The 25,924-nt window shown below is 70.0% G+C and carries 19 protein-coding genes and 1 pseudogene; 12 read left to right on the top strand and 8 right to left on the bottom strand.

The window, feature by feature from the left end; genetic code table 11:
• Window positions 1-44 precede the first annotated feature (44 nt).
• The 7 genes from LG634_RS02305 to LG634_RS02275 all read left to right on the top strand — a co-directional run bounded on the left by LG634_RS02305 (window position 45) and on the right by LG634_RS02275 (window position 6,753).
• Window positions 45-629, top strand: a complete 585-nt coding sequence (locus tag LG634_RS02305) for a PaaI family thioesterase (RefSeq protein ID WP_226731848.1) — start codon at window positions 45-47, stop codon at window positions 627-629.
• Window positions 629-1,162, top strand: a complete 534-nt coding sequence (dut, locus tag LG634_RS02300) for a dUTP diphosphatase (RefSeq protein ID WP_226731847.1) — start codon at window positions 629-631, stop codon at window positions 1,160-1,162. Before LG634_RS02305 ends, dut begins: the two co-directional genes overlap by 1 nt.
• A gap of 1 nt (window position 1,163) precedes the next feature.
• Entirely contained in the window at window positions 1,164-1,943 is a 780-nt protein-coding gene (locus tag LG634_RS02295) for a DUF3710 domain-containing protein (protein WP_226731846.1), read from the top strand.
• 282 nt (window positions 1,944-2,225) lie between these two features.
• Entirely contained in the window at window positions 2,226-4,808 is a 2,583-nt protein-coding gene (locus tag LG634_RS02290; RefSeq protein ID WP_226731845.1) for an ATP-binding protein, read from the top strand.
• Window positions 4,805-5,491 carry a response regulator gene (locus tag LG634_RS02285; protein ID WP_226731844.1) on the top strand — a complete coding sequence of 229 codons (687 nt, stop codon included), beginning with the start codon at window positions 4,805-4,807 and terminating at the stop codon, window positions 5,489-5,491. The genes LG634_RS02290 and LG634_RS02285 overlap by 4 nt, the downstream gene beginning before the upstream one ends.
• Before the next feature lie 67 nt (window positions 5,492-5,558).
• A complete protein-coding gene (locus LG634_RS02280; protein WP_226731843.1) occupies window positions 5,559-5,978 on the top strand; it encodes an OB-fold nucleic acid binding domain-containing protein in 420 nt (139 codons plus the stop codon).
• 4 nt (window positions 5,979-5,982) lie between these two features.
• Window positions 5,983-6,753, top strand: coding sequence for a DUF3159 domain-containing protein (locus tag LG634_RS02275; RefSeq protein ID WP_372482356.1), 771 nt, complete (start codon window positions 5,983-5,985; stop codon window positions 6,751-6,753).
• Window positions 6,754-6,883: 130 nt separating this feature from the next.
• Here the strand turns inward: LG634_RS02275 and LG634_RS02270 are convergent, their stop codons facing one another.
• Window positions 6,884-7,552: a potassium channel family protein gene (locus LG634_RS02270; protein ID WP_226731842.1), complete on the bottom strand. Its 669-nt coding sequence runs from the start codon at window positions 7,550-7,552 to the stop codon at window positions 6,884-6,886.
• Window positions 7,549-8,217: a potassium channel family protein gene (locus LG634_RS02265; protein ID WP_226731841.1), complete on the bottom strand. Its 669-nt coding sequence runs from the start codon at window positions 8,215-8,217 to the stop codon at window positions 7,549-7,551. Before LG634_RS02265 ends, LG634_RS02270 begins: the two co-directional genes overlap by 4 nt.
• A 272-nt stretch (window positions 8,218-8,489) precedes the next feature.
• Between LG634_RS02265 and LG634_RS02260 the strand changes: the two genes are divergently transcribed.
• The 5 genes and pseudogenes from LG634_RS02260 (at window position 8,490) to LG634_RS02240 (ending at window position 18,842) form a co-directional block, all read left to right on the top strand.
• The gene (locus LG634_RS02260) at window positions 8,490-10,538 is read left to right on the top strand and encodes an APC family permease (protein WP_226731840.1); all 2,049 of its coding nucleotides are present in this window, start codon (window positions 8,490-8,492) and stop codon (window positions 10,536-10,538) included.
• Between the two features lie 162 nt (window positions 10,539-10,700).
• Window positions 10,701-12,032 (top strand): class I SAM-dependent RNA methyltransferase, encoded by a 1,332-nt coding sequence (locus tag LG634_RS02255; protein ID WP_226731839.1) that lies wholly within the window; start codon window positions 10,701-10,703, stop codon window positions 12,030-12,032.
• Between the two features lie 1,617 nt (window positions 12,033-13,649).
• The gene (locus LG634_RS02250; RefSeq protein ID WP_226731838.1) at window positions 13,650-16,112 is read left to right on the top strand and encodes a DUF262 domain-containing protein; all 2,463 of its coding nucleotides are present in this window, start codon (window positions 13,650-13,652) and stop codon (window positions 16,110-16,112) included.
• Window positions 16,113-16,669: 557 nt separating this feature from the next.
• Window positions 16,670-17,506: a DUF5655 domain-containing protein gene (locus LG634_RS02245; protein ID WP_308072220.1), complete on the top strand. Its 837-nt coding sequence runs from the start codon at window positions 16,670-16,672 to the stop codon at window positions 17,504-17,506.
• Between the two features lie 507 nt (window positions 17,507-18,013).
• Window positions 18,014-18,842: pseudogene (locus LG634_RS02240) on the top strand (IS5 family transposase).
• Window positions 18,843-19,019: 177 nt separating this feature from the next.
• On the opposite strand, the gene LG634_RS02230 reads toward LG634_RS02240, so the two are convergent.
• The 6 genes from LG634_RS02230 to LG634_RS02205 all read right to left on the bottom strand — a co-directional run bounded on the left by LG634_RS02230 (window position 19,020) and on the right by LG634_RS02205 (window position 25,908).
• Window positions 19,020-20,141 carry a DnaB-like helicase N-terminal domain-containing protein gene (locus tag LG634_RS02230; protein WP_264202602.1) on the bottom strand — a complete coding sequence of 374 codons (1,122 nt, stop codon included), beginning with the start codon at window positions 20,139-20,141 and terminating at the stop codon, window positions 19,020-19,022.
• A gap of 1 nt (window position 20,142) precedes the next feature.
• The gene (locus LG634_RS02225; protein ID WP_226731921.1) at window positions 20,143-21,372 is read right to left on the bottom strand and encodes a DNA cytosine methyltransferase; all 1,230 of its coding nucleotides are present in this window, start codon (window positions 21,370-21,372) and stop codon (window positions 20,143-20,145) included.
• A 510-nt stretch (window positions 21,373-21,882) separates the two neighbouring features.
• Complete coding sequence (locus LG634_RS02220; RefSeq protein WP_226731837.1) at window positions 21,883-23,682, bottom strand: type IV secretory system conjugative DNA transfer family protein; 1,800 nt, start codon at window positions 23,680-23,682, stop codon at window positions 21,883-21,885.
• A 20-nt stretch (window positions 23,683-23,702) separates the two neighbouring features.
• Window positions 23,703-24,338 carry an SPDY domain-containing protein gene (locus LG634_RS02215; protein ID WP_226731836.1) on the bottom strand — a complete coding sequence of 212 codons (636 nt, stop codon included), beginning with the start codon at window positions 24,336-24,338 and terminating at the stop codon, window positions 23,703-23,705.
• A 131-nt stretch (window positions 24,339-24,469) separates the two neighbouring features.
• The gene (locus LG634_RS02210; RefSeq protein WP_226731835.1) at window positions 24,470-25,048 is read right to left on the bottom strand and encodes a hypothetical protein; all 579 of its coding nucleotides are present in this window, start codon (window positions 25,046-25,048) and stop codon (window positions 24,470-24,472) included.
• A 35-nt stretch (window positions 25,049-25,083) separates the two neighbouring features.
• Window positions 25,084-25,908 carry an SPDY domain-containing protein gene (locus tag LG634_RS02205; RefSeq protein WP_226731834.1) on the bottom strand — a complete coding sequence of 275 codons (825 nt, stop codon included), beginning with the start codon at window positions 25,906-25,908 and terminating at the stop codon, window positions 25,084-25,086.
• Between the last annotated feature and the right edge of the window lie 16 nt (window positions 25,909-25,924).

The raw sequence follows: 25,924 nt of genomic DNA, 5'->3' as shown, positions 1-25,924 counted from the left end.
CACGGGGCGACCGGCGGGTAGCCGCGCGGGTAAGGTCTGCGCCTGTGAGTGGACGAAACACGGCCTTGACGCCCCCGGACGATGCCACCGCGCCCGTCCGGCACCCCGACGCCCCGGCACCGGGCGAGCTCCTCGGTGCCCACTACGCGCACTGCTTCGGCTGCGGCGAGGGCCAGCCCCACGGGCTGCACCTGGAGGCGCGGGCCGGCGACGGCGTGAGCGTCACCGCCGAGTTCACCGTCCGGCCCGCCCACCAGGGCGCCCCCGGGCTCGCCCACGGCGGCGTGCTGGCCACGGCCCTCGACGAGACCCTCGGCTCCCTGAACTGGCTGCTCCGGGTGATCGCGGTGACCGGCCGGCTGGAGACCGACTTCGTGCGGCCCGTCCCCGTGGACACCGTGCTGCACCTGGAGGCCCGGGTCACGGCGGTGGCCGGCCGCAAGATCTACTCCACGGCGGTCGGCCGGATCGGCGGCCCCGACGGCCCGGTCGCGGTCCGCGCGGACGCCCTCTTCATCGAGGTGAAGGTCGACCACTTCATCGACAACGGCCGGGCCGAGGAGATCCAGGCGGCCATGGCCGACCCGGACCAGGTCAGGCGCGCACGTGCTTTCGAGGTGAACCCCTGATGTCCCAGAACCACGTCCCCGTGGACGTACTGATCCGCCGGGTCGACCCGGAGGTCCCCATTCCGGCGTACGGCCACCCCGGCGACGCCGGCTGCGACCTCGTGACCACACAGGCCGCCGAACTCGCGCCGGGAGAGCGGACCGTACTCCCCACCGGGGTGTCCATCGCCCTGCCCGACGGCTACGCGGCCTTCGTGCACCCGCGCTCCGGGCTGGCCGCCCGGTGCGGGCTCGCCCTCGTGAATGCCCCAGGGACGGTGGATGCCGGGTACCGTGGGGAGATCAAGGTGATTGTGGTCAACCTCGACCCGCGCGAAAGCGTCCGGTTCGAGCGCTTCGACCGCATTGCCCAACTGGTTGTCCAGCGGGTCGAGAAGGTGCGCTTCCACGAGGTGGCGGAACTTCCCGGCTCGGCACGGGCCGAGGGGGGATTCGGGTCAACCGGCGGGCATGCGGCTGTGGCCGGATCCGGCGCTGGGCAGCAGGGTGGGACTGGCTACGCTTCGGTCGTCTCCGACCGGGAAGGACAGTGACGTGTTCGGACGTCGCAAGAAGAACAGCTCCGTCAGCGGGAGCGACGAGGCCGAGCAGGTCGTCGATGGTGTCGCTGCCGAGGACACCGATGAGCTCACCGGGCTGACCTCCGGCGAGCCGCGCAGGATCAACCTGCCGCCGGCCCCGCGGCCGGACGGCCCCTGGGACATCTCCGAGGTCGGCGCCCCCGGCGAGGGCCGGGTCGACCTGGGCGGCATCTACGTGCCCGGTGTCGAGGGCATGGAACTGCGCGTGGAGGTCGCCGGTGACGCGATCGTCGCAGCGACCGTCGTGCTGCGCGACAGCGCGGTCCAGCTGCAGGCCTTCGCCGCGCCCAAGAAGGAAGGCATCTGGGGCGAGGTGCGCGAGGAGATCGCCTCGGGCATCACCCAGCAGGGCGGCATCATCGACGAGGTCGAGGGCCCGCTGGGCTGGGAGCTGCGCGCGCAGGTCCCCGTACAGCTGCCCAACGGCGCGAGCGGCGCGCAGCTGGTGCGCTTCGTCGGCGTCGACGGCCCGCGCTGGTTCCTGCGCGGCGTGATTTCCGGCCAGGGCGCGGTGCAGCCCGAGGCCGCCGGTCTGCTGGAGCAGATCTTCCGGGACACCGTCGTGGTCCGCGGCGAGGGCCCGATGGCCCCGCGCGACCCGATCGTCCTCAAGCTGCCGAACGACGCCCAGATGGTGCCGGACGGCGTGCAGACCGAGGAGCAGGACGGCTCCCGCTTCTCCGGCGGCATGGGCCAGCTGGAGCGCGGCCCGGAGATCACCGAGGTCCGCTGACCCGCACGACGGATGGGCCGTACTCCCTTCGGGGGGTACGGCCCATCGGCGTTCCCGGCCCGGCGGCGGCGTCCGTCAAGGAGGCGTCAAGGCTCGGGCCGGTGGCGTACGGGGGCCGTCAAGAACGGGCAGACTTCCCGGAAACCGGGTTCTCCTCGGACTGTCCGAAAACCTCCACGGCCGGGAGGCTGTCACGCCCCGATCTTCCGCACAGCCCTGAAAGCCCTGGTCAAGGGCGTACCCCGGGCGATGCACAGACCGGACGTGACAGACAATGAGGACATGGGACGCGGAAAGCTACGGATCTACCTCGGTGCGGCGCCGGGCGTCGGCAAGACGTACGCGATGCTCTCCGAGGGCCGCCGGCGGGTGGAGCGCGGCGCCGACTGCGTCGTCGCGTTCGTCGAGCACCACGACCGGCCGCGGACCGAGGCCCTGCTGGACGGGATGGAGCTCGTGCCGCGCCGCTCCCTGGAGCACCGGGGCGCCGCGTTCACCGAGATGGACGTCGACGCGGTGCTCGCGCGGCGGCCGGCGGTGGCGCTGGTCGACGAGCTGGCGCACACCAACGTTCCGGGATCGCGCCACGGCAGGCGCTGGCAGGACGTCGAGGAGCTGCTGCGGGCGGGCATCGACGTGGTCTCCACCGTGAACATCCAGCACCTGGAGTCGCTCGGCGACGTGGTGGAGTCCATCACCGGGGTGCGGCAGCGGGAGACGGTGCCGGACGAGGTGGTGCGGCGGGCCGACCAGATCGAACTGGTCGACATGTCCCCGCAGGCGCTGCGCCGGCGGCTGGCCCACGGCAACGTCTGCCGGCCGGAGAAGGTCGACGCCGCGCTGTCCCACTGGTTCCGGCCCGGGAACCTCACGGCGCTGCGCCAGCTGGCCCTGCTCTGGGTCGCCGACCGCACCGACGAACACCTGCGGCAGTACCGCGGCGAACACGGCATCAGCACCACCTGGCAGGCGCGCGAGCGGATCGTGGTCGGCCTCACCGGCGGCCCCGAGGGCCGGACCCTGATCCGCCGGGCGGTCCGGCTGGCCGAGAAGGGCGCCGGCGGCGAGGTGCTCGCCGTGCACGTCGCCCGAGGCGACGCCCTCGGCGCCGCCTCCCCGGGGGAACTCGCGGTCCAGCGGGCTCTGGTCGAGGACCTGGGCGGCAGCTACCACCACGTCATAGGCGACGACGTGTCCGGAGCGCTGCTGGAGTTCGCCCGCGGGGTCAACGCCACCCAGATCGTGCTCGGCGTCAGCCGCCGGCGGCCCTGGCAGTACGTGTTCGGGCCCGCGGTCGGCACCACCGTGGCCCGGGAATCCGGCCCCGACCTCGACGTCCACCTGGTCACGCACGACGCCGCGGCCCGCGGCCGGGGGCTGCCCGCGGCCCGCGGGGCTCGGCTCGGCCGGACCCGCCGCCTCGCCGGCTGGGCGGTCGGCGTCCTCTGCCCGGTCCTGCTCGCCGTGCTGCTCACGCACACGGCCGCCGGCCTCGGCCTCGCCAACGAGATGCTGCTGTTCCTGGCCCTGACCGTGACGGCGGCCCTGCTGGGCGGCCTGTTCCCGGCCCTCGCCTCGGTGGGCATCGGCTCCCTGCTGCTGAACTACTACTTCAGCCCGCCCACCCACCGGCTCACCATCGCCGACCCGAAGAACATCGTGGCCCTCGCCGTGTTCTTCGCCGTGGCGGTGGCCGTCGCCTCCGTGGTCGACCTGGCGGCCCGCCGCACCCAGCAGGCCGCCCGGCTGAGCGCCGAATCCGAGATCCTCTCCTTCCTCGCCGGCAGCGTGCTGCGCGGCGAGGACTCCCTGGACGCCCTGCTGGAGCGGGTCAGGGAGACGTTCGCGATGGAATCGGTGGCCCTGCTGGAACGGGCCGACGGCAACGGGTGGACCCGGGCGGCCGGCGTCGGCCCCGCGCCCGCCGCCCGCCCCGAGGGGGCCGACGTCGACGTGCCGATCGGCGACCGGATGGCGCTCGCCCTGTCCGGCCGGGCGCTGCCCGCGGAGGACCGGCGGGTGCTCGGCGCGTTCGCCGCACAGGCCGCCGGGGTCCTCGACCGGCAGCGCCTCCTCCGTCAGGCCGAGGAGGCCCGCCGGCTCGCCGAGGGAAACCGGATCCGCACCGCGCTGCTGGCCGCCGTCAGCCACGATCTGCGCACTCCGCTCGCCGGCATCAAGGCCTCCGTCAGCTCGCTGCGGTCCGACGACGTCGAATGGTCCGAGGAGGACCGGGCCGAACTCCTCGAGGGGATCGAGGAGGGCGCCGACCGGCTCGCCCACCTCATCGGCAACCTCCTCGACATGTCCCGCCTCAACACCGGCACGGTCGTCCCCCTCATCCGCCCGACCGACCTCGACGAAGTGGTGCCGATGGCGCTGGGCGGCGTACCCGAGGACAGCGTCGAGCTGGACATCCCCGAATCCCTGCCGATGGTCGCCGTCGATCCGGGGCTGCTGGAGCGCACGGTCGCGAACATCGTCGAGAACGCCGTCAAGTACAGCCCGGCGGGCGCCCGGGTGCTGGTGACCGCCGGCGCGCACGGGGGGCACGTCGAGGTCCGGGTGGTCGACCGCGGGCCAGGGGTGCCCGACGAGGCCAAGGAGCGCATCTTCGAGCCGTTCCAGCGGCACGGGGACGCCCCGCGCGGCGCCGGAGTGGGCCTCGGCCTGGCCGTCGCCCGCGGGTTCACCGAGGCCCTCGGCGGCACGCTCGGCGCCGAGGACACCCCCGGCGGCGGCCTGACCATGGTCCTCACCCTCCCCGCCGGCGGCCCGGCCCCCGTGGGCACCCCGTACCGCCCGTCCCCCGCCGGGGACGGCACCACCGCCGAACCGAAGCGACAGAAAGCAGGACCCCAATGACCCGGGTGCTCGTGGTGGAAGACGAGCCGCAGATCGTGCGCGCCCTCGTGATCAACCTGAAGGCGCGCAGGTACGAGGTCGACGCCGCGGGCGACGCCGCGACCGCCCTGGAACTGGCCGCGGCCCGGCACCCGGACGTGGTCGTGCTCGACCTCGGGCTGCCCGACATGGACGGGGTCGAGGTGATCCGGGGGCTGCGCGGCTGGACCCGGGTGCCGATCATCGTGCTGTCCGCCCGGCACAGCTCCGACGAGAAGGTGGAGGCGCTCGACGCAGGCGCCGACGACTACGTGACGAAACCTTTCGGCATGGACGAGCTGCTGGCCCGGCTGCGGGCCGCCGTACGCCGTGCCGAGCCGGTCGCGGGCGGCGGCGAGGAGGAGGTCGTCGTGGAGACCGACGGCTTCCTCGTCGACCTCGCCGCGAAGAAGGCCAGCCGCGCGGGCCGCGACGTCCGCCTCACCCCCACCGAGTGGCACCTGCTCGAGGTGCTGGTCCGCAACACCGGCAAGCTGGTCAGCCAGAAACAGCTGCTCCAGGAGGTCTGGGGGCCCTCGTACGGCACCGAGACCAACTACCTGCGGGTCTACATGGCCCAGCTGCGCCGCAAGCTGGAGGCGGACCCCTCGCACCCGCGGCACTTCATCACCGAGCCGGGCATGGGGTACCGCTTCGAGAAGTGAGCCGGCCGCCCCGAGAGGTGGGCCATACCGCTTCGAGAGGCGGCCGCCCCGCCGGTAGGCTTCCTGTATGAGTGCTGTACCTCGTTCCGAGAAGCCCGTGAAGCCGGCGAAGCAGGGCGGCCGGTTCCGCCGGATGATCGAACGGCTGTCGACCTCGCAGGAAGAGCTGCACTCCGCGGAGCTGCAGGAAGACGCAGAGGCCGCGGGGTGCACCCGCATCTGCGACTGCGACGACCGCGAGATAGTCAAGGTCACCGGCACCCTGCGCACGGTGACCCTGCGCCCGCGGGCCGGCGTGCCGGCCCTGGAGGCCGAGCTGTTCGACGGCTCGGCCGCGCTCGACGTGGTCTGGCTCGGCCGACGCTCGATCGTGGGCATCGAGCCGGGCCGCAAGATGATCGCCTCCGGCCGGATCGCCATGAGCCACGGCCGCCGGGTGCTCTTCAACCCGAAGTACGAACTCCGACCGCTGGGACAGGAGCACTGAGCCGGTGACGTCACTCGACAAACCGACCGCGGGACCCGACGAGGGCCGCGCAGCGGACCCGGGCGCGGGTCCGACGGGGCAGGGCACGCAGGATCAGGACGTCAAGGCCGTGACGCAGGCGGCGCTCTTCGACGCCTTCGGAGGGATCCGGGGCACCGTCGAGACGATGCTGCCCGGCCTGCTGTTCGTCATGATCTACACGTTCAACAAGGACGTGCGGATGTCCGCCATCGCCGCCGGCGGGGTGGCCGTCCTGCTGGTGATCGTGCGCCTGCTGCGCAAGGACACCGTCAAGCATGCCTTCAGCGGAGTCTTCGGCGTGGGCGTGGGCGTGGCCTTCGCCCTGTTCACCGGCTCGGCCAAGGGCTTCTACCTGCCCGGCATGATCTACGGGGCCTGCCTGGGCCTGGCCTTCACGGTGTCGGCCCTGGTCGGCTTCCCGCTGCTGGGCGTCGTCCTGGGCCCGGTGTTCCGCGAGAACCTCTCCTGGCGCACCCGCAACCCCGGGCGCAAGCAGGCGTACACCAAGGCCAGCCTGGCCTGGGGCCTGATCTTCCTGGCCAAGTACGCCATCCTCTTCCCGCTGTACTTCTGGGGGGACGAGACGCAGCTCGGCTGGCTGCTGGTGGCGCTCAAACTGCCGCCCATGGTGCTGGCCGTGTACTTCACCTGGGTCTTCCTGGCCAAGGCCCCGCCGCCGATCGACGTGATCGCCGAGTGGGAGGCCGAGGAGCAGGCCGAGAAGGAACGCAAGGCGGCGGCCCGCGAGGCGTAGCCGGTACGCGTACGGAGGGCCCCGGAACCGTGGTGGTTCCGGGGCCCTCCGGCGTCCGTGCGCCGCCGCAGCGGACGGCGTACGTGCCCTGCCGCGGCGGACGGCGTACGAGTGCCCTGCCGCGGCGGGATCAGCCGTCGCGGCGGGCGTTCAGCAGCTCCTCCAGCTGCTGCTCGCGGGCCTGGGCGGCCACGAACAGCAGCTCGTCGCCGGCCTCCAGGGTCTCCTCCGGGTGCGGGGTGAGCACCCGGTTGCCGCGGATGATGGTGACCAGCGAGGTGTCCTCGGGCCAGGCCACGTCGCTGATCTGCACGCCGGCCATCGGGGACTCCGGCGGCAGGGTCAGCTCGACCAGGTTCGCGTCGCCGTGGCTGAAGCGCAGCAGCCGGACCAGGTCGCCGACGCTCACGGCCTCCTCGACCAGCGCCGACATCAGGCGCGGGGTCGAGACGGCGACGTCGACGCCCCAGGACTCGTTGAAGAGCCACTCGTTCTTCGGGTTGTTCACCCGGGCCACCACGCGCGGGACCCCGTACTCGGTCTTGGCCAGCAGCGAGACGACCAGGTTCACCTTGTCGTCGCCGGTGGCGGCGATGACCACGTTGCAGCGCTGCAGCGCCGCCTCGTCCAGCGAGGTGATCTCGCAGGCGTCGGCCAGCAGCCACTCGGCCTGCGGCACCCGCTCCACCGAGATGGCGGTCGGGGCCTTGTCCACGAGGAGCACCTCGTGGCCGTTCTCCAGCAGCTCGCCCGCGATGGAGCGGCCCACGGCACCGGCCCCGGCGATCGCGACCCTCATGCGTGTGCCTCCTCGGGACCCTCGGCGAAGGCCGCCTCGACCTTGTCGATCTCGTCCGTGCGCATCATCACGTGCACGAGGTCGCCTTCCTGCAGCACGGTCTGCGAGGTCGGGAGCATCGCCTCGCCCAGGCGGGTGAGGAACGCCACGCGGACCCCGGTCTCCTCCTGGAGCCGGCTGACCTTGTGACCGATCCACGCCGGGGCGGTGTGCACCTCTGCGAGCTGCACGGCTCCGCTCGGGTCGCGCCACAGCGGCTCGGCACCCGAGGGCAGCAGCCGGCGCAGCATCTGGTCGGCGGTCCAGCGGACCGTGGCCACGGTCGGGATGCCCAGCCGCTGGTAGACCTCGGCGCGCTTCGGGTCGTAGATGCGGGCGGCGACGTTCTCGACACCGAACATCTCGCGCGCCACGCGGGCCGCGATGATGTTGGAATTGTCACCACTGCTGACCGCGGCGAAGGCTCCCGCCTCCTCGATCCCGGCCTCGCGCAGGGTGTCCTGGTCGAAGCCGACTCCCGTGACCCGGCGGCCGCCGAACCCCGATCCCAGCCGGCGGAACGCGGTGGGGTCCTGGTCGACGACGGCGACCGTATGCCCCTGCTGCTCCAAGGTCTGCGCGAGAGCGGAACCCACTCTTCCGCAGCCCATAATGACGATGTGCACGGCCGTCCTTCCGGCTGTCAATAGTTCAGACCCTCGTGGTGCTCAGGCTTCACAGGGTCTCAGACCATGGCCCAAGCTACACACGGGCGGTCACCAGTGTGACCTCTTGTGCACAGCGGGCGCGCAATTGAACCCGGGCGCCGGCCCGTGAACACCGGCGGACACCGGTGACGCCCGACGGGTGCACGGGATGTCCGCTCGTGGGGTGGCGGTCGTGTGATGGTCGGGTGGTGGTTGGTCAGCGCTCTTTTCGAACGCTTAACATCCTCTGCGTGTCCAAACTGACCGACGTGCCCAAACGGATCCTCATCGGCCGGGCGCTGCGCAGCGACCGCCTCGGAGAAACTCTCCTCCCGAAGCGGATCGCCCTTCCCGTCTTCGCGTCCGACCCCCTGTCCTCCGTGGCATATGCCCCGGGTGAGGTGCTTCTCGTCCTCTCCATCGCGGGCGTGTCGGCGTACCACTTCAGCCCCTGGATCGCGGTCGCGGTCGTCGTGCTGATGTTCACGGTGGTGGCCTCGTACCGGCAGAACGTGCACGCCTACCCCAGCGGTGGCGGCGACTACGAGGTGGCCAACACCAATCTCGGCCCCAAGGCCGGACTGACCGTCGCCAGTGCCCTGCTCGTCGACTACGTGCTCACGGTCGCCGTCTCGATCTCCTCCGGAGTCGAGAATCTCGGTTCCGCCGTGGACTTCGTCGTCGAGCACAAGGTGCTCTCGGCGATCGTCATGATCCTTCTGCTCACGCTGATGAATCTGCGCGGCGTGAAGGAATCCGGAAAACTCTTCGCGATTCCCACGTACGTCTTCTGCGCGGGCGTCTTCATCATGATCGCCTGGGGTGCCTGGCGCGGGATCGTCCTCGACGAAACCATGAAGGCACCCACCGCCGATTTCGAGATCAAACCCGAGCACCAGGGCCTGGCCGGCTTCGCGCTGATCTTCCTCCTGCTGCGCGCCTTCTCCTCCGGCTGTGCCGCCCTCACCGGCGTCGAAGCCATCAGCAACGGCGTCCCCGCCTTCCGCAAGCCCAAGAGCAAGAACGCGGCCACCACCCTCGCCCTCATGGGCGGCCTGGCCGTCACCATGTTCTGCGGCATCATCGGCCTGGCCATGGCCACCAACGTACGGATGGCCGAGAAGCCCGCCGTCGACCTCCTCGTCGACGGCAAGCCGGTCGGCCCCGACTACGTGCAGAACCCGGTCATCTCCCAGGTCGCCGAGGCGGTCTTCGGCAACGGCAGCTTCCTTTTCATCCTGCTCGCCACCGCCACCGCGCTCGTCCTGTTCCTCGCCGCCAACACGGCGTACAACGGCTTCCCGCTGCTCGGCTCGATCCTGGCCCAGGACCGGTACCTGCCGCGCCAGCTGCACACGCGCGGCGACCGGCTCGCGTTCTCGAACGGCATCGTGCTGCTCGCCGGCGCCGCCATACTGCTCGTCTGGATCTACGACGCCGACTCGACCAAGCTGATCCAGCTGTACATCGTCGGCGTGTTCGTGTCCTTCACGCTCAGCCAGATCGGCATGGTCCGGCACTGGAACCGCCACCTGCGCACCGAGCGCGACCAGTCGGCCCGCCGCCGGATGATCCGCTCCCGGGCCATCAACGCGTTCGGCGCCACCTTCACCGGCCTCGTGCTCGTCGTCGTCCTCGCCACCAAGTTCACCCACGGCGCCTGGGTCGCCCTGCTGGGCATGGTGATCTTCTACGGCACGATGACCGCGATCCGGAAGCACTACGACCGGGTCTCCGCCGAGATCGCCGCCGACGAGGGCCCCAGCGACGACAGCGTGCGCCCCTCCCGGGTGCACTCCATCGTCCTCGTGTCCAAGGTCCACAAGCCGACCCTGCGGGCCCTGGCCTTCGCCAAGCTGACCCGCTCGGACCGGCTGGAGGCGCTCAGCATCAGCGTGGACCCGGCCGAGACCAAGGCGCTGCGCGAGGAGTGGGAGCGCCGCGGCATCAACGTACCGCTCAAGATCCTCGACTCGCCGTACCGCGAGATCACCCGTCCCGTGGTCGAGTACGTCAAGGGCCTGCGCAGCGAGAACCCGCGCGACGCGGTCAGCGTGTACATCCCCGAGTACGTCGTCGGACGCTGGTACGAGCACCTGCTCCACAACCAGAGCGCCCTGCGCCTCAAGGGCCGCCTGCTCTTCACGCCCGGCGTGATGGTCACCTCGGTGCCGTACCAGCTCCAGTCCTCAGAGCTGGCCAAGCAGCGGGCCCGCAAGCGGCAGGACTGGAACGCACCGGGCGCGGTGCGCCGCGGGCCCGTGGACACGCGGGCGAAGGAGCCCAGCTCCAAGGGGTAGGCGCAACGGCCGCGGCGGCCGGCCGGTCGACGTACGGGTGTCCGGCGGGCCGGCCGGCGGTGGTCGTGGTGAACGGCCGGGCGGGATCCACGTAGACTGGTGGGTCGGCCGCCCGGCCGTTTCCGCACCACCCTCCTCCCGAACCTCTGGAGTCCCCCCGCCATGGCCACGCAGAACGAGAAGCAGTCCCTGGTCGGGGAGGAGTACGAGGTCGAGGTCGGCCCCGTCGCGCACGGCGGCCACTGCATCGCCCGCACCGCCGATGGCCGGGTCCTCTTCGTCCGCCACGCCCTCCCGGGCGAGACCGTCGTTGCGAAGGTGACCGAGGGCGAGGCCGACTCCCGCTTCCTGCGCGCCGACGCGGTACGGGTCCTGACCGCGTCCAAGGACCGCGTCGAGGCCCCCTGCCCGTACGCCGGCCCCGGCAAGTGCGGCGGCTGTGACTGGCAGCACGCCAAGCCGGGCGCCCAGCGCCGCCTCAAGGGCGAGGTCATCGCCGAACAGCTGCGCCGGCTCGCCGGACTCACCCCGGAAGAGGCCGGCTGGGACGGCACGGTCGTCCCCGCCGAGGGCGACAAGCTGCCCGCGGGCGAGGTGCCGGCGTGGCGCACCCGCGTCCAGTTCGCGATCGACGAGGACGGCCGCGCGGGCCTGCGCAAGCACCGCTCCCACGACGTCGAGGCCGTCGACCACTGCATGATCGCCGCCCCCGGCGTCACCGAACTCGGCATCGAGAAGCGCGAATGGCCCGCGATGGCCACCGTCGAGGCGATCGCCGCCTCCGGCTCCGGTGACCGCCAGGTCGTCCTCACCCCCCGCCCCGGCGGCCGCCTCCCGCTCGTCGAGCTCGACAAGCCGGTCTCGGTCCTGCGCGTCGAGGAGAAGGACGGCGGTGTGCACCGCGTCCACGGCCGCCCCTTCGTCCGCGAGCGCGCCGACGGCCGCACCTACCGCGTCGGCATGGGCGGCTTCTGGCAGGTCCACCCGCAGGCCGCGGACACCCTGATCCGCGCCGTCATGCAGGGCCTGATGCCCCGCAAGGGCGAAATGGCCCTCGACCTCTACTGCGGCGTCGGCATCTTCGCCGGCGCCCTCGCCGAGCGCCTCGGCGAGACCGGTGCCGTCCTCGGCATCGAGTCGACGAAGCGCGCGGTGGAGGACGCCCGCCACAACCTCGCCGACTTCCCCCGGGTCCGCATCGAGCAGGGCAAGGTCGAGTCGGTCCTGCCGCGGACCGGCATCACGGAGTGCGACCTGGTCGTCCTGGACCCCCCGCGCGCCGGCGCCGGCAAGCAGACCGTCCGCCACGTGGCGGGCCTGAACGCCCGCCGCATCGCCTACGTCGCCTGCGACCCGGCCGCCCTGGCCCGCGACCTCTCCTACTTCCAGTCCGAGGGCTACCGCGTCCGCACCCTGCGGGCGTTCGACCTCTTTCCGATGACCCACCATGTCGAGTGCGTCGCGATCCTTGAGCCTGCCGAAAAGGGTGCCTGACCTGCGGTTTCGTCGAGTGTGCGTTATGTGCGCTACGTGCGTTACGGGCGATATCTTGACGCAAATCTGACGCACGTGACGCACGCGTGACGCACGTTCGACGCACGCCGGACGTTTCTTCTGACGGGCCGTCATTGCAGAAAAGTCGCCTCCCGCGACGGGCTGTGTGTCCCGCCGGAAAGGTGGCCTTCGCGCAGTCAAGCCGCGCTGCCCTTGCCCTGCGGGCGTCTCAGGCATTCAGGCGTGTGGTAACACTCTGTAGTCGATTGCGGGAGCGCTAGTGGGCCGGGCAACCGCGCGGGGGATGTCAGCGCGTTCGTGAACGCGTCAAGGGGCGGGTGGTCGCCTTAGATGCCGCAGGGATCGGGGCTCATATCCGAGGAGAGTGTCGCCTCTCGGTGCCGAGTGAGGGTGCGGGCAACGCCCAGAGACGGATTCGTGTGGGGAAGCGCCCGGCGACGGCAGCACCGGCCGGACACTGGGGCCCGCGGCCGCGCCTGTACAGGGCACAGTCGGGAGGCGGGGCGTCGGGCGGTTTTGAGGCCGCTGATGACGGGCTCGCGGGAGCCGAGGGACTCGTGCGTTCGGGCAGCTGCTGGGTGGCGAGGCTGTGCCGGGCGCTCTGGTCGACTGCCGCGTCTTTCAGACTCATGGTCAGCTCGACACGGGCCTCGACGAACACCGTGCCCTTGTACTTTCCGGCAGCCCGCCCAGCTCGTCGGGCCGCAGGTGTCTGGAGCCGCCGTGCGCGGGCTGATGGCGCCGGTAGATGCCCATCGGCGGCCGGCGCCGTTTGTTGTACGCGGCGGGCAGGTCGGCGGCATCAACGTGCGCAACGGCCGGTTCGCGGGGCCGGGTCGACGGTGCTTGCCCATCCGCTCGATGGTCTCAGGCTGCGATGGCGGTCGGGCGGGCGGCGGCCAGATCCTTCCCCGGGGTCGCACCTCGTTCGACGACGCTGCCCGCGTCGACTCCAGCCTCGCCGCCTCCCGGCTCAACACCTTGCTCGACTCCGCCCGCCCGCACAGGACCGATGGGTCGGCGCCTGTGGCGGCGGCGCCCCGCGCCGCCTTGTCCTCGTCGAACCGTGCGGCGGCCGGCCTGACCCGGTCCGTGACCTTCACCCGCTCGAAACCAGGCTTACTGAGCTCGAGGGCATCCTCGAAGTGGACGCTCGCCGCGCGGTGCCCACGGTCGAGCGCGGCGAGGTCGTGGGCCCTGCGCGGACCCCAGCCTGCTCGGCTGCGTCGAAGTAGCTCACCCATGGGCCGATCGGCAGCCGGTCCTGCTCACCCTGTCGGGCTGGTTGTACGGGTACGCCCGCGCCCCTGCTGACGTGAACGATGGCGACACCGACGAGGGCCCCATGAGCCGGGTGTTCAACCCACCTCTCGTCTGCGGTCCGGCTGCCGCACCGGTCTCTCTGGCGTAGACGCCGCCAGCCAACAGCTCGTGCCTCCAAGGCTGCTGACCCTCACTCAACGAACGTGCTGGATATGCTACGAAACCAGCCTGGAGTACTAGATGATGTCCTTGCTGAGAACGGTGGCGACGACACCTTGCCTCGTGTGCCACATCTAGTCAGACCGAACCTGCTGAACGACAAAGGGACTATGGATGCCTACGCAGGCCAAGGAGATATTCGAGGCGCAGAGCAAGAGTGTGCGCGAACTGCTGTCTGACAATGGCTTGGGCCTCTACCTGCCGCCCTACCAGCGTCCGTACGGCTGGGGCAAAGACAAGGTCGAGAAATTGCTCGACGATACACTGCACGGCCTCAAGAACCTAGGTAAGGCGCCGGACAGCTTCACTTTCTTGGGGACGGTCATCACCATCCATGATGTCAACCACGTCACGGTGAAGCCGATCGTCAAGTCCGAGGTCCCGTCCAAGGTCCTTACCGTGATCGATGGGCAGCAGCGTTTGTCAAGTCTGTTGATCCTGCTGGTCGGCCTGCACAACCTCATTCGTCAGCGTGCATGGAAAATCTTCAAGGGCAAGACGCCGGATCCGACCGACAGCGCTCGGACTCACCTGTACTCGGAAACGAGCGACATCCTGCAGATGCTCGGGGCTGCGTTCTACGAGCGAAAGAACTTCGGAACTACGCCGATCTACCCGCGCCTCATCCGAGCCTTCGATGATCAGTGGGCAAGGGACGAGAAGCTCAAGAAGTATGAGTCGCCGATCGCCAACCTCATCTACCGGTACTCATTGCTGGTCGATAGTGAGCCAGCAACCTCTAATCCGACGGACTTCAAGCCGGTTGCGCGGCAGAACGCGGGCGACGGCGAAGCTGACCTCATCAAGAGGTACAGCGAGATCCGCACGGGGTTGAACAAGCTATCGCAGCGAAAGTCCATCGAGGAGCTGGAGGATCTGCCGTCGCTAGCAACCCTTGCCACCAACATCGAGTTCCAGCGTGCGCTCTTCAATCATGAACTCGATTCCGAACTCTGCGCTTTGCTAGGAGAGTTGGAAGACGAGCCTGAGGCCGAGCTGATGCGGCTCGTCATGTTTGCCGCCTATGTCCTGAACCGCATCGCTCTGACGGTCGTCCAAGGCAAGGACGAGGACTACGCCTTCACGATCTTCGAGTCGTTGAATACCACGGGCGAGCCTCTGACCGCCTTCGAGACCTTCCTTCCTCGGGTGGTGATGGCAGAGAAGATTCAGGACTACGAGGACTCGGGCGCATACGAATACATGAAGGCGGTTCAGGGCTACCTGGACCGTTTCGCCGTCGGAGACAGGCTTCAGAACGCAACGCGAGACCTGCTGGTCACTTTTGCGCTGGCAGAGACTGGAGAGAAGCTCTCCAAGCGCCTCCCGGACCAGCGGGTCTACATGCGCGATACATTTGAGCGCCACAAGGACTCGGCTGATGATCGAAGCGCGTACCTGCGCCACCTTCGCGACACTGCGGCCTTCATTGGAAATGCCTGGGAACCTGCGAATAACGCGCCTCGCGCGCTACCCGGGCTAGAAGCGTCCGCCATGACGGACACCGTGAAGTTGTGTCTGGCCTTCCTTAATTCACTCAAGCATACGATTGCCATCGCGCCGCTAGTGCGGTTCTACTCCGAGGCTGTCCACGCAGACGAAGGTGAGGCGAGGGAAGAGCGCATCGCCGAGTTCGAGAAGGCGATCAAGGCAATCACTGCCTTCACGGTCTTCTGGCGAGCAACTCGCCGCACCACGGGTAACATCGACAGCCAGTACCGGGCTGTCATGGCCGGGGCGGACTCACTCACGGGCATTGGACCCCTCGCTCGGCAGTGGGCAGAGCCCGATGCAACGAAGCCTGATCCGGTCGTCGACGCTGAGGCGCTGAAGAAGGAACTTGCGGCGCGTTTGTCGGACCCCAAGGGTAAGGGCGGCATCCCGAACTTGGCGTCGTTTCTGGCAGATGCTTCCGCGCTGCCGCTCTATAAAATTAGCCCCCCGCTGGCCCGTTTCCTTCTTCTGGCGGCGTATCACGACACAATTGAAGATCAGGAGAATCCTGGACTGATCATCCAAGGTAAGGCGGGGGTCGCCTCATGCTTCACCGCAGACGGTTGGGAGGACGAGACGCACCTCACGATCGAACACATCGCGCCACAGTCGGCCACGAGCGGGTGGGATGAGGAGTTCTACAGCGATAAAGAGGCTGTACATAAGCTGGGCAATCTGGTCCTGGCGCCAGGAGCTGCGAACGCTTCCCTCAGCTCGCGGCCTTGGACTGAGAAGAAGGTCCTGTACGCGGCACTCGGTGCCTCGACGGCCGACGACGCCAAGTCAATCCTCAACAGTTCTGGCTTCACTTTCGCGCAGACGACTGAGGACCTGGCGGCCATGTCGCGCTACCTCCCGCACCTGCGAGCACTGGGCCTGCGTGAGGACGAATTGGATCCGGCGTTCATGAATAAGCGTGCTGACATCCTCCTACGTCTGGCCTACACACGACTCAAGGGCTGGCTCGGCCTTGAGCTGTCTGACTCCAGCGGTGATCCGGTGGTCAAGGTCGACGATGTGGAGATTGAGAGCGATGAGCTTTACGAGAGTGAGGACGCCGCAGGAGTGGTTGCAACGGCGTAACACCACGGGCTAGTTGGCTGGCGCTACGTAACCGGATTCCGTGGGGGAGTGGCCCCGCTAGTTCTAGGCTGATTCACCATCTTGCGGTGGGAACCGGCTGAGAACGGGTACGGCCACCGTAATGGGTTCGTGGGCTCTTTCCTGTTTGCGCCTCATGGTCCGGCAACGGCTTCCGCTCTGGATACCTGAACTGCCGAGGCCGCTGCGGCAGTAGCGGCCCCTGTTGTGAGGCCGCTGTTAGGTTCGACGCAACGCGAGCTTGACGCACCGCCGCCCGACGCTTTTTCTGATGGTGCGCCAGCATGAACAGGCGGCCTTCCGCTCGAGGACCCATCCTCGCGCGGAAGGCCGCTTCGTTCTGCGTGCTGGACTGGGCTCAGTGGGCCCGAATCCCGCCAAGCTCTCGAACTCCGCATCCGAGATGTACGGTGTCGGTCGTGAGGAAATCCTGACTCATCCTGCGTGCCGGAAACAATCTTGGACAGCTGGGTGTTGGCCAGAGGTTCGGTACGGAGAGGGAGGGGTCTGACCTGAAGCTGTTCGACACGAAAAGCGGCGTGACCGAGGTCGTGCCGCGTTTGGCTGAGGTTGAGGCCGATGTGCAGGACCTCGTCGAGGGGCACATGCAGACCATGTTCGGGGTCCGGTTCCTGGCGAGCGAGTACAGCACCGGACCGGTGCACGCTGGCCGGATCGATTCGCTGGGCATCGACGAGAACGGTGCACCGGTAATCGTCGAGTACAAACGCGGCATCGACGCAGGAGTCATAAACCAGGGTCTCTTCTACATGGCCTGGTTGCTCGACCACCGGGATACGTTTCGGCATCTGGTCCGCGACCGGCTCGGCGCCCATGTCGCGGCCCAGGTGCTCTGGAGCGCACCAAGGCTGATCTGCGTGGCCGGCGACTTCACCCGCTACGACATCCACGCCGTCCGCGAGCACCGGCACGCCATCGACTTGGTCCGCTACCGGTACTTTGGCGGCGAGCACTTCGGCCTTGAGACGGTGGCCTCCTTTCCCGGCCGCGCCGCGGCGCGGAAGTCTGGCAGCCGGACCCGGGGCACGGCGAAGGAAGAAGCGATGGCGGAGTTGGCCGCGGCGGTCGATGAGGTCCTGCTCGGGTTCGGTGATGACCTCACGAAGGTCTCGAACCAGACTTACACCGCGTACCGGCGTATGCAGAATTACGCGTGCCTGGTCCCGCCGAAGAAGGCCAAGCTACTGGTTTACCTGAAGGCCGACCCGGCGGCGGTCGACCTCGTGCCTGGTTTCGCGCGTGATGTGACGGGGCTCGGCCACCATGGCACCGGCGACCTGGAGCTGACGCTCCAGACGGAGCGGGACCTGGAGCGCGCAGCTGACTATTTCCGGCAGAGCTACACCCTGGCGTGATGGCCCGGTGCCCGTGGCCAGACCACGGGCATTGGAGGAACGCTAAGGGGGCTGCTGCTCTGAGTTCGTGATGGTTCCTCTCGACGGCTCGGGGATGGATGGCGGTGGACTTCCAATGGTCCGACGATGGCCGGCGCACTCGGGGAGTGTGCCTGCACACGACTCGGGCGCGTTATCTTCGGACAGGGGACCCGCGTCATCCCCCGTACGCGGGTCCTCCCATACGGCCGTTGGACTTGCAGACTCAGGACCCAGGTCCACTCCGTGTCGATCTCCTCTTGGCGGGCGGGCCCGATGTCGACGTCGTAGTCGTGCTGGAGTGGAGTTCTTGGGCGGTCTGCTGGGTCTGCGGCTCTTCGCGGTTCGATGCGGGCGAGCACCATGGAGCCTGCGCCGGTGTCGCGGAACCCCCGGGCGGCGAGAGTGAATTGGGCCTAGATGTGCTGTCTCTTTGATAGGTAGGTCAGTTGATCGGATGTGTCTGTCCGATTAGTGATCACTGATGCGATGTGGGATCGGATCGAGCCGCTGATGCCGGCTGATCCGGTCCGCGGGCGGCGGTGGGCCGACCACCGCCGCACCCTCGAGGCCATCGCGTGGAAGTACCGCACCAGCTCGCCCTGGCGGGACCTTCCCGACGAGCTCGGCTCGTTCAAGACAGCCCACAAACGGCTGATCAGATGGGCAGTCGACGGCACCTGGGAACGGATCCTGGCCGCCGTCCTGGCAGCTGCGGACGCCGATGACAACCTCGACTGGACAGTGTCGGTGGACTCCACCGTCGTGCGGGCACACCAGCATGCCGCCGGGGCACGCAAAAAGGGGCGGCCCGCTCAGTCGAGCCCGGCGACCACGCCCTCGGACGCTCCCGCGGCGGACTGAGCACCAAGGTCCACCTCGCCGCGGACGGCGGTGCACGGCCTCTGGCCTTCACCGTCACCGCAGGCCAGGCCGGTGACGCACCCGCTTTCGCGACGGTGATGTCCCGCATCCGCGTGCCCCGAAGCGGCCCAGGCAGGCCACGGACCCGGCCCGTCGTGGTCCTGGCCGACGCGCGTACTCCTCCCGCGCGATCCGTGCACATTTGCGGCGCCGGGGCATCCGGGCGGTCATCCCGCAGCCGTCCGACCAGGTCGGCCACCGCCAGCGGCGGGGCCACCGAGGCGGCCGCCCGCCAGGCTTCGACCCCGAGACCTACAAGCAACGCAACACCGTCGAGCGGTGCATCAACCGCCTCAAGCAGTGGCGCGGCCTGGCCACCCGGACCGACAAACTCGCCATCGCATACCAGGCCGCACTCCACCTCGCCGGCATCCTCATCTGGACCCGGCGCTGACCAAAGAGACAGAACCTAGGTGCTCCTGGCACCGGTCACGGTGGCGGTGACGGCGGGCGGAAGGTCGGGGGGGAGTGCGAAGTGGATGCGCGTGTCGGGTGTTGACTGGGGCATACGGCGCCTTCGGGGTGGCGGCTCCGGCCGGCGGGGGGCCGGCCGGAGCCTGGAACGGGTCGGTCAGCGGGCGGCCCGCGTGGTGGCTGTAGGACGGAGTGGGACGGGTCCGGCCCGGGGGGAGGCCGGGACCGCGGACTGGGTGGTCCTGGGGAGGGTGGGGTCGGTGGCGCGGTGCCAGCGGGCGCGGACGGCGGCGAGGTCGGCGAGGGCGCGTCGGGTGCCGGCCAGGAGCTGGTGGACAGTGTTGGTGTCGTCCTGGGTGTAGGCGAGGACGGTGAGGCCGGTGGTGTGGGCGCGGGCGAGCAGGGCGCGCCGCAGGACGACCTCGGCCCAGTGCTCCGTGGCCACGCCGTGGCCATCGGTGAGCATGCCGAGGAGATCGGCCGGAGGCAAGGCGGGGGTGATCAGCCCCTGGTGCTGGGCTTCCCACAGCACGGTGATCGGGTCGATGGGGTCGCCGCGCCGGGCGACGTTAAGCAGGCAGCCGAAGAGGCGGCCGTGCAGGGGGGCAAGGAAGTCGCCGGGCTGGAGCCAGCGCGCGGCCTCGGCGGGGCGGGGGCGGGCGCAGAGTGCGGCGAGGAGCAGGCGTTCGTCTTGCAAGTCCTCGTGGTCGGGGTCGCGGGCAGGGTGAGTGGGGGTGGGGGTGCGGGGCAGGGTGCTGGAGTGGGCGGGGAACCGGCCGGCGAGGTGGTCCACAACGTCTGCGAGTGTGTCGGCGGCGGTGAGGACGGCGGTGGGTTGGTCTTCCTGCATGCTGTCCCCGGCGGTGTGGACGAGTTGTTCGGCGTGGGCGGTCAGGGTCCGGCGGGCGTGTCCGGCGCGGACGATTGCCGCGTAGGTGGGCGCGTGGGCGGGGTCTGGGCAGGCGCTGACGAGGTGGTGGAGGTAGGCGGCGGTCAGGCCGCGGGCGGCGGGCCGGGCGTGCTCCAGAACGGCTGTGAGCCAGACCGGCTTTCTGGTGTGGACCTCGGGCGGGGGCGGGGTGAGGGTGATCACGGCGTGGAACACCGCCAGGTGCCCGGCGTTGGCGAATTCGGCTGGGTGCAGGGTGCCGAGGGTCTTGAGGCGGTCGGGTTGGAGGAGGAGCGCGCCGAGAAGGGCCTGCTCGGCGTAGTGGCCGGCGGGGGCAGGCGGGATGTCGAGCAGGTCGAAGTCGACGTCGTAGATGTTGGGTTGGGGCAATTTATGCGGCCAGGGTGAAGTCGTCGCGGGTGAGGGTGACGCCCACGTGTGGGGCGAGGAGGTGGGCAGCCAGGCGGGGCGGGACGGCGTTGCCGATCTGGGCGAACTGCTGGCCCTTGTTGCCCTGCCAGGGGTAGTCGGCGGGGAAGGACTGCAGGGCACCGGCCTCGGCGGCGGTGATACGGATCGCCTCCGGCGCCGGATCCGAAGGGGCGCCCGCCCCCGATTCCGCGGCGGTGGGTTCAGCAACCCACACGCATTCGTTTGCGCGGTGCCCGAAGAACAGCGTCCCGGCCGGCTCGTCAATGGTGCGGATAGTGGCGTTGGCCTGGTTGTTGCTCCGCAGCGACCAGGACCAGCCCGATCCACCCGTGGTCCTCCCGGCCGGGCCGCCGGACCGGGTGCGCCCGTCGATGCGGCCGGGCGCGGGGTGGTGTTTCCACCGGCCGCGGTCACGGGCATCGGCGAGTGTCCTGCGGGCGCCGGACGGCCACGGTTCAGGGCCGCCGCCCGGGCCGCCGCCAGCGCACACGGTCGGTGTGGGCCGGTCGGTGGCGCCCCAGCCGAGCGCCTCTGCCATCGACACCCACCGCTCGCGGCCCGGCCCGAACAGCGACTCCGGCTCCGCGACCGGTGCATGCGTGGGCGCCGGCGGCTCCGCGGTACGGACACGGGAAGCGAGCAGGATCGCCCGGCGCCGGGTCTGGGGCACGCCGTAGTCGGCGGCGTTGAGGATGCCCGTCCAGACCGAGAACCCCCAGCTCCTGAGGATGACGGCGTACTGGCGCCACAGGGGCAGGACGTCGGGGACTTCCTCCATCGCGATCCACTCCGGCTGCCCCACCGCGTTCAGGGCGTGGAGGTAGCGCATCGGCTCTGCCGCAAGGAGGCTGCGGTCGTCATGGCAGGCGGCGAGCAGGCCGGCGCGGGTGTCGCGCCCGGCCGCGAGGTCGGCGACCGCCTGGTGGACGAGCGGCTGGTCAACCAGGCCGAGCCTCCTTCCGGCCATGCTCCATGCCTGACACGGTGGCGACGCCAGAAATCCCGAAGTCCGACCCACCAAGGGCCAGGTCGGATACAGGGCCACGTTGGTGCGGATCGTCAGCTGCCCGGCAGCGGCCCGCGTCTGGCACGCCCACTCGTCCCACTCGAGCCCGACCTCGCGTATGCCGAATACCTTCAGGGGGTGGCTCCAGCCCCCCGCGCCCGCGAACAGATCCAGGACCGACAGCGGGGAGGCGGTCACGAGGCGAGCTCGGCGAGCAGCCGTTGTGTGTGGGGAAACAGTGCCTCGGCGAGGCAGAGTTGGTAGGGAAGGGACAGGGTAGGCCTCCTGTTGTGAGCCAGTGGGGACTGGGTCTGATGTGGCTGTCACCGCGCGGCCCGCGGCCTGCCGTCAGGGAGGGCTGCTGCCCCGGGACGGCCGCTGTTGCGCCTACTGTGCGAGCGCGGGTCTGGCGGGGGCCGGACGTGAAGTGCTCGGCGAGGTGGTCGGAGACGAACCGGCAGCCTTCGGCGCAGATCTCCAGGATTGGAGAAGTCTCAGTGAGCTGGCGGCGATGGAGTTGCGGAGTGGTCGATGCCGGACAGGCCGTATTCGCCGATCGTTCGTTAGCGGGCCGGTGGCCACGTGCCGCTGCGGGCGGGCGCCGAGAGTCCAGCTCGGCATGAGACCAGGGCCGGGTGGCGAACACCTTCGCCTTCCAGGAACGGACTGGCATCGAGTGCAGCCGCTGCCCACTCACGCGGCGGTCCCGAAGTCGGATTGGCGCGGTGCGGCCTTGGCGACGGCGCGGGCGGTGATCGCCTTCGATGCGGCGGCGGATGCTGCGGACAGCTGATCAGCGCCGGGCTCGAGGTACCAGGGCCGCAGGTCGAGCATGGCGGCTCGCATGCCGGTGGCGAAGCACAGCGCGGTGCCCTTCGGCAGGGCGCGGATGGCGTCCGCCGGCAGGATCCGTTCCTGCCGCATGCTGATGGAGGTGGACTTGCCCGAGTCGGAGACGGAGGTGGACTTCGTCTCGACGTCGTGGTCGCCGATGAGCCTGCTGAGCTTGTCGGCGAAGTCGGGGTCGTCGATGCCGCTGCCGATGACCTTGACGGTGGACGCGGACCACATGGCGTCCATGCCGGCGTCGCCCCACACTTTCTGGCCCTGCCGGTAGGACTGCAGGATGGTGATCGGGATGATCCCGCGGGAGCCGAGGTGGGAGTACAGGTCGGGGAGGTCGCTGATCTTGCACACGTTGGCGGCCTCGTCGAGGATCGCCAGCATCGGCGGGTCCAGGCGTCCGCCAGCGCGTTCGGCCTGGGCGGTCGCGGCCCGCATCACCGAGTCCGCGCACGCCGCGATCAGCGCCGAGGCGCCGCCGCCGCCGTCCTTGCTGAGCAGGAACAGCGTGTCGAGGGAGGTGACGAACTCGGCGGGCCGGAACTCCGCCACACCCTTCTGCGGGGTGACCCAGGCGGCGATCTCGCTGTTGAGGAGGGCGGCTGCGTACTGGCGGGCGGTCTCGTAGATGCCGTCCCTGGTTTCCGGCGGGCCTTCGACGGTGCCCTTCAACTGGGAGGCAACTGCGGTGAACTTGTGGTCGCGCAGGATGTCCAGCGGCGTACGGTCGGCGGGGAACGCCAGCCACTGCATCACGTCCGTGATCGGCCGTTCGTCGAGCGCGGCGGCGAGGAAGAGCTGGGACAGGATGTTGGATCCGGCCTTGGACCAGAAGTCCCCCTGCTGCGAGGCATCCACAGAAGCGGCGAGGAAGTGCCCGGCCAGACGGCCCGCTCCGTCGAGGGTGCGTGCGTCGGCGAGGGGGTTCCACCACATGGCCCGTTCGGCGTGGGCGATCTGCTGCGGGTCCATGGACCACACCCGGCCGACCTGGCCGCGGGCGTCGAGGGTGGCGGTGTAGGCGTCCCCGGCCGCCTTGTTGGAGGTGAGGAGGACCGGTCCGGGCGCACCCAGGATGGCGGGGATCGCCAGGCAGGTGGTCTTGCCGGAGCGGGGTGCCATGATGGCGACGGCCACGTCCTCGTACCCCATCCGGACCTCGTGCCGGCTGCCCTGGAGGTTGCCGAGGAGGACGCCGGTGTCGTGTGCGTCGATGTTCTTGGCGTGCTTGAGGCTGGGGCGCAGGGAGCGGGCCTTGGCGGTGATGGCCTTGGCGAGCAGCGGCTCGATGTCGGACCGCTTGGCCATCCCGGCGATACGTTTCCGCTTGCCTCCGCCGGCGGCGCCGGTGCGACGCCGCCACCAGGTGAGCCCGCCCAGGACGAGCGCGATGAGGACTATGGCGGGCAGCATGCGGGTGGCGATCAGCAGCGCGGTCTCATCCGCGGCGGGCCACAGCTGGTCGGGGTGGAGGAGGGCGGCGGCTGGCTGGTAGGGCACCCAGTCGCCGGCGTCGGTGGCCCAGGCGAGGGCGTTGCCGCCGAGCCAGGCGAGGGAGGATGCGGGGATGATGACGGCCATGGCGCCGAGCAGTGCCCTGAAGGCTATGTCGTAGCCGTCGTTGCCTGAGTTGGAGGAGGAGTTGGGCAAGGGGGCGGTTCCAGAGGGGGTCAGCGGGTACGGCGGGGCGAGGGCGGGGCCGCCGGCGGTGCGGCGGAGGGCGTGGTGTTCGGCCGGAGGGTGGTGAGGGCCTCGATCCGCCGTTCTAGGGCGAACGCCACGTCGGCGGCCGGTACCTGCACGGTGGTGGTGTGCAGGTGGTGGCCGAGGTCGGGCAGGCGGTGCGGGTCGCGGGCGATGGGGGTGGGGTCGGCCAGCGCGCGGGTGACCGCGGTGACCAGGTGGGGCGGGGTGCTGCCGCTGAGGAAGGCCTTCCAGACCTGCCCTTCGGGGTCGCCGCTTACGGCGACGTCGATGAAGCAGCTGTTGAAGCCGTTGTCGGTGAAGTGCTCGACGTGGGCGATGCCGTCGGGCGAGGTCAGGCCGTCGTGGTCACGCCCCGGCCGCCATCCAGCGGCCAGAAGCGGCTCGTACGGGCTTCCTACTGCGGGGGCGGCTGCGGGTGCGGTGAGGGCGTCGGTGAGGGCGGCGATGATCTCGACGGGGGTGCGGGCACCGAACTTCACCGACCACGCTGGGTTCGTGTCGGTGCGGTGCTGGCGCACGACCCACCAGGGCTGGTCCGGGTCGGGCGCCAGGTGCAGTACCGCCACCTGGTCGGGGCTGGTGAGCTGCGTACGTGGCACGAGCGGGTCGTGCCTGTGGATCCATCCGGCGGCGTGGTGCAGGGCGGCGGTGACCCAGGCGGGGTCACCGGGTCCGGCGAGGTAGCGGGGATGGACGAGGGCCTGCTCGACGAGCAGGGCAGTGGGATCGGTCAGGGTGTTCTCCTGGATGCGGGCTTCGTCCTCGCGGCGGAGATGACGGTTGCCGTGGGCGGACTGGTGCGGCGGCGGGGCTGTTGCCGGGCAGCGGTGTCGATGTCGAGGAGCGCCTGGCCGTGGACGGCCCAGGTATCGAGGTGGTGCCACACTTCGGCATTGCGGTCGGCAAGCGGTTCGTCGTACTCCTCCGTCCCGGGCACGGCCCGGTCCGGCAGGGCGTCCCGCTCGGCCAGCCAGTGCTCCTGGAGGCAGTAGAGATCGTCGAGCGAGGTACGCAGCGTCTTCAGCTGCCAGGACCAACGGGGACGGACACAGAGTGTCGGGATGTTGGTCAGTTGCCGCTCCGCGAACGGCAGGAGGTGGGTGAGGGCGACGAACCTGATCTTTGCGAACGCCTCCCACGTGTCGGCATCGCGGCGGCGCTGCCGGTATCCGTAGGCGAGGGGGTCGTGGGGCCACCCCTCGGCGTCTGAGTAGGCGTCCCAGCGGGCGAGGATCTCCGCCGCCTCCGTGATGTACCGGGTGAGCCGGACGAGGGCACGCTGGTGGTCTTCGTCAGCGGACAGGGACACGAGGTGAGGGCTTCCTTGGAACTGGAGGGCGGGGGCTATCGTGCGGGGCCCGCCGCGGTGGTACGGGCGGCGGGCGCGGGGCCGGCCACGCCCGGGTTGGGCTTCGGCGGGCGGGGCCGGTGGCGCCGGGCCAGGGCCAGGCGCTGCTTGTGAGCGGCGACCATCGCGTCGCCGATGGCGAACTCCGCGTCGACGCTCACGTAGTGGCTGGAGACGTGGTCGAACCGGGCGCGCAGCACGGGGTCGGTGCGGCACACCGCGGCGGTCACTGCGGTGAGAAGGTGGGGCGGGGTGTTCTCGTGGAAGTCGGCCCGCCACACCAGCCCCTCGGGGCCGTACTCGCCGTGGCGGTATGCGGCGGTGAACTGCCAGCCGATCACCCCGATTGAGGGGCTGACGCGCAGCTCCGCCTGGACAGTGCCGTCCGGGGAGAGCAGGGTCTGCGTTCCTGCCTCGTCGGTGGTGTGCTGCCAGCCGCGGGCGGTGAGGAGGTCCGAGACCGGGGAAGCAGCAGTGTCGGGTTCGGGTTGGATCAGGGCGTCGGTCAGGCCCGCGACGATCTCCACCGGCGTGTCGGTGCTGAAGGAGGCTGACCAGTAGCTGTGCCCGAATTCGGGACTGACCCTCCAGCCGGAGCGGCGATCGGCGAAGTTGATGTCGAGACGCAGCGAATGGTCGGGGCTGGTCATGCGGATCGCCGGGTGCAGGGGGTCGGAGGCGGTGGTCCATCCGGCGGCCCACAGAGCGTGGGTGACGTGCCGGGGGTCCCCGCGGCCAGCGAGGTAGCAAGGACTGACGGGCGAACCGAAGACGTTGTGGTCGGCGGCGAAAGCGGCCAGGTGCCGCTCATTGATGCTCACGAAGAGGGCTTCATCT

The sequence above is a fragment of the Streptomyces bambusae genome, from assembly GCF_020532645.1.
GTDB classification, from domain to species: domain Bacteria; phylum Actinomycetota; class Actinomycetes; order Streptomycetales; family Streptomycetaceae; genus Streptomyces; species Streptomyces bambusae.
Note: the sequence above shows the minus strand (reverse complement) of the source record. Positions and strands in the feature narration are given on the sequence as shown.